The 1,636-nt window shown below is 71.3% G+C and carries 2 protein-coding genes; both read left to right on the forward strand.

Annotated features, from left to right (window positions below; genetic code table 11):
- The coding region (locus GA0115259_RS36105) for an RDD family protein (protein WP_141716841.1) at positions 1-639 on the forward strand (639 nt) is incomplete at its 5' end.
- A 131-nt stretch (positions 640-770) separates the two neighbouring features.
- Positions 771-1,559, forward strand: a complete 789-nt coding sequence (locus GA0115259_RS36110; RefSeq protein ID WP_093604659.1) for an RDD family protein — start codon at positions 771-773, stop codon at positions 1,557-1,559.
- The last annotated feature ends 77 nt before the right edge of the window (positions 1,560-1,636 follow it).

Genomic DNA, 1,636 nt, shown 5'->3' on the forward strand with positions numbered 1-1,636 from the left:
CCGGTCTCCTCCGGCGCCGGCGGTGGCGCCGCCTCCTGGGCCCAGCAGGTCCACCAGCTCGCCCAGCCCATGACGCCCGGCGGCCCCGACCAGCCGGTCGTGCCCTGGAAGCCGCCGGTCGACGATCCGTTCCTCCAGGCCGCGCGGGCCCAGGCCGCGGCCAGGCCCGCGGGACTCGCCAAGCGGTTCGTGGCCCGGCTGATCGACTCGGTCGTCCTGGGCGCGCTCGTCGGCGCCGCGGCGCTCCCTCTCTTCTCCCGGGCACGTACGCATATCGACGCCAAGATCGAGGCGGCGGAGCGGAGCGGTGAGACTGTCACGGTCTGGCTGATCGACGCCACGACGGCCGGTTATCTCGGAGCCGCGCTGGTCGCGCTGCTGGTCCTCGGCGTGCTGTACGAAGCGCTGCCGACCGCCAAGTGGGGACGGACGCTGGGCAAGAAGCTCTGCGGTCTCGAAGTGCGCGACATAGAGTCCCACGAGGCCCCGGGCTTCGGCGCCGCGCTGCGCCGCTGGCTCGTCTACGGCGTGCTCGGCGTGCTCGTGGTGGGCGTCGTCAATGTGCTGTGGTGTCTGGTCGACCGGCCCTGGCGGCAGTGCTGGCACGACAAGGCGGCCCGTACCTTCGTAGCGGGCTGACCGCCGTAGACCGGGCCCGCCGCGGACCGGGCCCGTCTCAGAGCGAGCGTCCCGGACCGGGCGCCTCCCGGACTGCTCCGAACGGCGGGTGATCCGTTGCGGGCCTCTTTCCCGCGCGGTGCACTGCCCCCATGAGCAACGATCAGCCGCCGCCCGGCCAGTCACCCGACGACGACCCGTTTCTGAAGAGACCACAGGGACCGCCGTCGTCGGAAGGCCCATCGGGAGGCCCGTCGTCGGAAGGCCCGCCCGGTCCGCCGGGAGGCCCGCCGCCCGGCTCGCCGTACGGCGCGCCCTATGGCTCTCCCTACGGCGGCGACAGCGGTCAGCCCCCGGGATCCCCTTATGACCAGGACCGGAACGCCTATGGCGGAAGCCCGTTCGGCGGTACGGATCCGCTCGCCGGAATGCCACCGCTCGCGCCCTTCGGCAAGCGGCTCGTGGCGCGGATCATCGACGCCCTGATCATTTTCATTCCGCTGGCCGTTCTGTCCGGCTTCTTCGGAAACTGGCACGCACAGGCGAACAGCAGTAATTGGGGCGACTTCACCAACCAGGTGAATACGGGAACACAGTGGCTCTGGTCGGTCATCTCCGTCGTGGCATACGTCGGCTACGACACCTTGATGACCAGGAAAACCGGGCAGACTCTCGGTAAACGCTGGATGAAACTGCGCGTCGCGATGCTCAACAACGGCGCGGTACCCGACACCGGCAGCGCGCTGCTGCGCGCGATCGTGCTCTGGCTGCCGGCCCTGCTCTGCTGTCTGGTCGTCTGGTGGGCCGTCATCATCCTGAGCATCCTGGTCAGCAGGCCCTACCGGCAGGGCCTGCACGACAAGGCCGCGAGGACGGTCGTTGTGGTGGCGACGGAGCAGCAGCCGGGCCGGAACGCGCGCCGGGACTCAGCGGCGCAGTGAGGGCTGCACCCGTGTCTCCCCGCCCCGGCGCACCCGCGCGGCGGGTGCCTCGGCCTGCGCGGATCCGGCGGCGGCGG

The organism is Streptomyces sp. MnatMP-M17, assembly GCF_900091995.1.
In the GTDB taxonomy this organism is placed as follows: Bacteria; Actinomycetota; Actinomycetes; order Streptomycetales; family Streptomycetaceae; genus Streptomyces.